The following is a 6,745-nucleotide window of genomic DNA, read 5'->3' on the forward strand; positions in this document are numbered from 1 at the left end:
AATGACTGCTCGGGCGTCAAACGACGCAGCATTTCGAGGACGATGGCGATATGTCCTGTCCAGGAAGGCGGTTCCCTGAATTCATGAGTCGCTTGCGTACCGTAAAGCGGTTCGTTCGCCTGCTGCTCTATCGTCGCTTGCCAGCCTAGACCATCCAGCGGATCGAGGTAGATCGCGTTGTCGCCCCCAGCTTCGCGCAGCGCCGGGAGATTGCTACAGACTACGCGGACGCCAAGGCTCAACGCCTCCGCCACCGGCATGCCGTAGCCTTCGGCGAAGCTCGGCATCAACAACGCGCGCGCGCCGGGAAGCAGATCCGCCACGTCCCGATCGGTCAGCCGACCACGCTCCTCCACGCAGCCCTTCAGCCCCGGGCAGCGTTCCAGCATGTCGACCACCTGCTCATTTTCCCACCCGCGCCGGCCGACGAGAATGAGTTTGGGGGTGTTTGCGGCACCGCGCTCTTCCGACATGCGCCGCCAGATGTTGAGCAGGAGCAGGTGATTTTTGCGCGGCTCGATCGTGCCGATGCAGACGAAATAGGGGCGGCCGTCCGAAACGCTGGCGGGCGGCGGCATGTCGCCCGAAATGCGATGAGCGTGAGTGCCCAGGTGGGCCACCATAGCCTCTGGAAAGCGGCCGGTCCTCTCCATCCAGGGCGTGAGCGCATCCAGCGTCGCCTGTGAATTGCAGATCACCCCTTCGGCATGCGCCAGGATCGTCCGCACGCGGATCTCGTGCAAAGCGGCCCCACCCTCGCGCGCATATTCGGGATATTGCAGCGGGATGAGGTCGTGGACGAGGCAGACGAAGCGTGCGCGTTCCCGCTCTAGGATCGAGGCAACGAGCTTCGGCCTGGTCAGATTGTTGGGCGACGCCTGAAGGTAGAAGGGGCGTGGAGCCGCCGGATCGCGGCGATGCAGGCGCGGGCGCATGGCTGCGAGCGCGCTCGTGGCAAAGCGGCGCATGTCCCAGGCGGAGGAGAAGCCGCGATGATCCCACCGGTCTTCCGTCGCATCGAGGAAACGGACCACGGCAGCGGTCGGAATACGACCATAAAGTCCGCCCGGATGGACGGCCGCGAAGCGCAAGCGATCGGGCACCGCCTTCAGCAGCCCGCGCGCATAGGCCATTTCACAGCGGTCGACGCCCGTTGGCGTCGCATGGAAGACGCGCGAGAGAAGTCGCGACAGATCGAGAATGATCTCCGGCTCGGCGGTCTTGCGCGGCATGTCGTCCCGGCGCCTTGCGGGCGCCACCCTTATCGCGCCGCGAGCCGACTCGCCAGGTCGGCGAGATCGACCGGCATGTCCCGCAGGTCCGCGATCGTCTCCGCGACGAGGGCGGCCACGCGCTCCAACTGTTCGGCCTCGTGCAAGCTGGACATGAAGAAGCGCAGGCGCGCGCCCTGCTCCGGCACGGCCGGGTAGATGATCGGCTGCACGTTGACGCCTTTCTGGAACAAGGCGTCGGCCGCGCGCGCGGCGACGATCGAACTGCCCGTCATGATCGGCACGATCGCGCTGCCAATCGAGGGGCCCGTGTCGAGGCCGAGCGCACGCGCGGCGGCAAGGAACCGTGCGCCGTTGGCCTGCAGCTTTGCAACCCGCTCGGGCTCGGCCGCCATGACATCGAGACTCGCCAGCGCGGCGACGGCGACGGGGGGGGGCAGGCCGACCGAATAGACGAAGCCCGGCGCCGAATAGCGCAGATAATCGATCAGTTCACGGCTGGCGGCGATGTAGCCGCCGCAGCCCGAAAGCGTTTTGGAGAGCGTGCCCATCCATATGTCGATATCAGCCGGATCGACCCGGGCCTGTTCGAAGATGCCGTGTCCCTTCTGCCCGAGCACACCCAGCGAATGCGCCTCGTCCACCATGATATGCGCGCGGTGGCGGCGGGCGATGGTGACGAGCCGGCCGAGATCCGGCACGTCGCCATCCATGCTATAATGGCCTTCGACCACGATCAGCGCGCGTGCCGCCCCGCCCCGCGCCTGGCTGAGCAGCCGGTCGAGCTCGTCCATGTCGTTGTGAGGAAAGGCGATCCGCTGAGCGCCGCTCGTCAGGGCGCCCTGCACGATGCTGTTGTGCGACAGCGAGTCATGCAGGATCAGGTCGCCCCGGCCGACAAGGTGACCAATCACCGTCACGTTGGTCGCGTGGCCGCTGACGAGGGTCAGCGCATCTTCGGTCCGATAAATGGCGGCAAGCGCAGCCTCGAGATCGTGATGAATCGCTCGCTCGCCCGACACGATGCGGCTGGCCGACACGGACGTGCCGTAGCGGTCGATCGCATCCTTGGCGGCGGCGGCAACGCGGGGATCGCCATTCAGCCCCAGATAGTTGTAGGAGACGAAATTGTCGTAGACCCGACCGTCGATGGTCGACCGCGCGCCGGGTATCCCCTCCTGCACGCGGAAATAGGGGTTCGTGATACCGAGCGCTTCACCGATGCGCTGCACCATCCGGATATCGCCGGTTACCTCGCTGGAGCCCAGCGGAGCCTTGGGCTCCGGCAGTGCCTCGACATGCGGTCCTGGTTGACGTGCCGAAAGGCGGGCAAAGAGCTGCGCCTTGGCCGCACCGGAAAGTCCGAAGGAATCAGTCATCTGCCCGTTTCGCTCGCATGGGGATGCGGCCAGATCAAGGCGTCGCCGGGGCGGCGGCGCGGCCTGCTGAAACGATGTGGCCGAAATACACGGCGCGGGAAGGCGCAGCCATGCCTCAGGGCACGGCCGCTCCGGCGGTTGCCATGCCCGCCTCCGGGGTCGGGACGAGGCCACCGGCCGACGCTCCGGCTTCATACAAAGCGAGGCGTTCCATCAGCCGGGCCTTCTCGTCTGCAGGGGGGGCGTCACCGTCCTCACCAAGGCCGCGAATGATCCGCCCCGCCATCGCCGCCAGCGTCGCGCCTTCGGACAGCGCCAAGAGTGGAATGGAGATCCCGAAGCGCTGCTCCACGGCGAGCCGCAGTTCCACCGCCATCAGGCTATCCATGCCCAATTCGGCCAGCGGGCGCTGCGCCTCGACGCGCTCGGGCGCCAGCTTCATGATCCGGGCCACCTCTTCGACCAGCAGGCCGGTGACGCGCTCACGCGCCTCATCCGGGCTGAGATCGGCAAGGAGGACGGCGAGGTCGACTTCGCCCGCCTCATCGGCGGCGGAGAGTGCCATATCGGCAAACAGCGGCGAGGAAATCAGTGGAAGGCGCCCCTTCATCGCGCCCCAGCGTACGGTCGCCACACCGGCGACAGGCACCTGCGCGGCCAGCAGCGCGGGAATCCGATCGAGAGCCTCCTGCGCGGAGAGATGCGCGCCGCCCAACTGCTTGGTCAGCATCTCGCTCACCTGCGTCTCGCGGGCAAGATAGCCCGCGTCGCCGATCGGCCCCCATTGCACGGCCAGCGCCGGCAGACCTTCGGCATGGCGGCGCTCTGCCACCGCTTCGATCGCCGCGTTGGCGGCGACATAATTGCCCTGCCCCGGATTGCCGAGCGCCGTCGTCACCGAGGAAAAGAGGACGAAGAGATCGACCGGATCCGCGCGCGTCAGCCGATCGAGCGCGTCCGCACCCTTGAGCTTCGGTGCCAGAGCGCGGGCAAAGCGATCGGCGTCGAGCGCGCCCAGAAACGCATCGTCCATCACGACGGCGGCGTGAATGACGCCGGAGATCGGCGCGAGATCGGTACGGATCGTTTCGAGCGTCCGACTCAGCGCAGCTTCATCGGCGACATCGACCGCATAGGCTTTCGCAACGACGCCCGCCTCGGCGAATTCAGCGATAAGGGCGTCCGCCGCCGGCGCGGCGGGACCACGACGGGACAGCAAGGCCAGCTTCGTCGCGCCGTGCCGCGCGAGCCAGCGTGCCGCCTCCGCCCCGAAGCCATCGAGCCCGCCGGTGATGAGGTAGGCGCCCGGCCCGGCCGCGAAGGCCGCGGGCGCCGCAAGGCGGCGAGGCGGCACGGGGCCGGGCACTAAGACGATCTTACCGATATGGCCCGCGCTCTGCATCAGCCGGAAAGCGGCCTCTGCGTCATCCTGATCGAATGCGCGGTGCGGCAGCGGACGAAGCGCCCCTTGCGCGAACAGACCGGCGATCTCGTCGAACAATTGGGCCGCCAATGCCGGTTGGCGGAGCGGTAATTGATCCGCATCGATCCCGAAATAGCTAACGTTATGGCGGAAGGGGCGGAGCCCAATCGTGCTGTTCTCGTAAAAATCACGCTTGCCGAGTTCGAGGAAGCGCCCGAACGGTTTCACGAGGCCGAGGCTGCGGCGCATGGCTTCGCCCGCGAGCGAGTTGAGCACGACATCCACGCCCTCGCCGCCGGTCAGCCGCAGCACATCGTCCACGAAAGTCAGCGAGCGGCTGTCCAGAACCGCCTCGACGCCCAGCTTTTCGAGGAGTGCGCGCTTCGCGGGCGACCCCGCCGTCGCGAAAACACGTGCACCGCGATGAAGCGCGTACTGGATCGCAGCCAGGCCGACGCCGCCAGCGCCACCGTGGACCAGGATCGTCTCTCCCGCTGCAAGACGCGCGAGAGGCCCCACCGAATACGCGACCGTCAGGAAGGCAACGGGAACGGTGGCGGCCGCTGCGAAATCGAGCTCCGCCGGCATTCGCATCACGGCGTGCGCGGCGGTGACGGTGCGTGTGGAGAGCGAAGCCGGAGCAAAGGCCATCACCCGATCACCCGGGCCGAAAGCGGTGACCCCCTCACCCACCGCCGTCACCACGCCCGCGCATTCCAGCCCGAGCGTCGGACCGGCAAAACCGTCGAGGAGCGCTTCGTCAGGGAGCAGTCCCATCGACCACATCACGTCGCGAAAATTGAGGCCGGCGGCCTTCACATCGATCGCGACCTCGCCGGCACCCGGTGCCGAGACATCCGCCGCCGCCCAGCCGAGCGAATCGAGCAGGCCGGGGCGCTGCACCGAGAGACGGAGCGCCGCGCCGTCCCCCGATCTGACTATGGGCAGCCCGACGCGGACACGCACGGTCGTGCGCCCCTCGGACGTCCAGCTGACCTCGTCTTCGTTGTCAGGATCCGCCAATTCGGCGGCGGCATGAGCGGCCGCAAACTCGATCGGCAGCGCCGGATCGAGCCGGATCAGACGCAGGCGGACATGAGCGGCCTCGTTGGCGAGCACGCGTCGCGCGCCCGCCAGCGCCGCCGTGTCCGGATCGCCTTCAGCGCGGCCGGTCACAATCAACTGGATCTCGTGTCGAGAATCGAGCGGCAGGGAAGCAAAGCCCGCAATCATTGCGAGCAGCTCGGGAAGAGGCGTCTTCCCGGGTACGATCGCAACCGGGCGATCACCGGTGATGGTCGTGCCGAGCGGTTCGGGTGACGTACCAAGCCTGCCCGCAATGGCACTCGCCAATGCGTCGCCCGGCTGCGCCAGCACATGGACAGCGCGCGGCGACGGCTGCGCTATCGTTCCGGCGGGCTTTCGGCCGCCGATCAAATCGACCGGCCACAGCCCTCCCGCAATGCTCCGGGTCTCAAGCTGCTCAAATCCTGCCCGACCGAGAAGCCCCGTCCAGCGCGCCGGATCGCTGGGTGGTGCGAGGAAGGGACGGAGGAGCGGCCAGACGCGGTTCACCACGGGCTCGGCCAGCAGGATGAGCCCTCCCGGCGCAAGGACGCCCGCATAAGCACTGGCATTCCCCTCTACGCCGTCGGAGAGGCTTAGCGCGTGGAGGCCCACGATCAGGTCGAAAGGCTCCGCGTTCAGCACAGCGCCCGAAGACCAGTCGATTGCCGTAGCGCGGAGATCAGCCGCCAATGCGTCGGTCAGTGCGGGCAGATCGTCGGCGTCGGTTGCCGCAACGAGACGCAGGTCGGCATCGTCGATCCGGCGCAGCAACTCGCGCGAAAGCCCGCCGCGTCGGGCACCGATTTCGAGAATTCGGAACGGCCGGCCGGCCGCTCGTCCGGAGAAGACGCGCGCGACCGCCTCCGCCAGCGCCTGCGTAGCGGCAGCCCCCGAAGGCGACTGGCCCAGAAACTGATCCCAGAGGGCAGCGGGCAGTGCGACCGCTGCGCCCGGCCCCTGGCGCAGCAGCGCGGGAAGGGTCTGGCCGGCCAAGGCCAGCAGGGCCGCGTCCGCCACCGCCAGTGGCGAATCATAGAGCATGGTGCGCAGGATCGCGGCCGAGGACGGCAGATCGCTCGTTGTCAGAGACCAGGATCCGTCGCCTGATTGTTCGGCAAGACCATCAGCGGCAAGCCAGCGGAGCAATTGATCAAATTGCGGGCGACTGGCGGGCGAAACATGGCCGCTGCGGAACAGATCCTGCGGAAACAATCGATCGGTGCCGTTGGACGTCAGCTGCCCCAACGTTTCGGCGGCAACAGCGGAGGCGAAGGCATCGGCCAGCAGACGCGCTTCCGACAGATCGGGCGCCACGATCGGTCCGAGCATTGTCGCCACGGCGGTATCGCTGCTTGCGGCGGCGGCGCCGGGGAGCTGGCTCTTGATCGTCGCGGGGTGGAAAAACTGTTCGTCGCCGCGCGCTCGACCCATGGCCACGCGCACGAACCAGCAATCCGCCAGTTCGGCGAGCGTCGCGCCGGCGCCATCGACCAGCACCACGTCCGCACGCACCGAGCGCGGACCAACCCGCGTGACGGCGAGCCGCGCCGCAGCAGGCGTAGCGCCTTGGGGCCGCAGCAGCCGCACCCGGCCGAAGCGCCAGGGCAGCACGCCCATGTCTTCGCCAAGCCGGCCGGCCGCGA

3 protein-coding genes are annotated in these 6,745 nt (G+C 67.9%); all 3 read right to left on the bottom strand.

Features of this window, described 5'->3' with window-relative positions; translation table 11 throughout:
• Positions 1-1,232, bottom strand: a 1,232-nt coding sequence (locus ACOJSF_RS13805; RefSeq protein WP_420142774.1) for a glycosyltransferase family 4 protein, incomplete at its 3' end; no start/stop codon positions are given.
• 29 nt (positions 1,233-1,261) lie between these two features.
• The gene (locus ACOJSF_RS13810) at positions 1,262-2,611 is read right to left on the bottom strand and encodes an aminotransferase class I/II-fold pyridoxal phosphate-dependent enzyme (RefSeq protein WP_420142775.1); all 1,350 of its coding nucleotides are present in this window, start codon (positions 2,609-2,611) and stop codon (positions 1,262-1,264) included.
• A gap of 115 nt (positions 2,612-2,726) precedes the next feature.
• Positions 2,727-6,719: an SDR family NAD(P)-dependent oxidoreductase gene (locus ACOJSF_RS13815; protein WP_420142776.1), complete on the bottom strand. Its 3,993-nt coding sequence runs from the start codon at positions 6,717-6,719 to the stop codon at positions 2,727-2,729.
• Positions 6,720-6,745 lie beyond the last annotated feature (26 nt).

This window comes from Sphingomonas sp. (assembly GCF_048594985.1).
In the GTDB taxonomy this organism is placed as follows: domain Bacteria; phylum Pseudomonadota; class Alphaproteobacteria; order Sphingomonadales; family Sphingomonadaceae; genus Sphingomonas_I.

What these genes read in the sequence shown, in the direction of transcription:
- ACOJSF_RS13815 (WP_420142776.1), bottom strand. Translation starts at nt 6,719, where the DNA reads ATGGGCGTGCTGCCCTGGCGCTTCGGCCGGGTGCGGCTGCTGCGGCCC.
- ACOJSF_RS13810 (WP_420142775.1), bottom strand. Translation starts at nt 2,611, where the DNA reads ATGACTGATTCCTTCGGACTTTCCGGTGCGGCCAAGGCGCAGCTCTTT.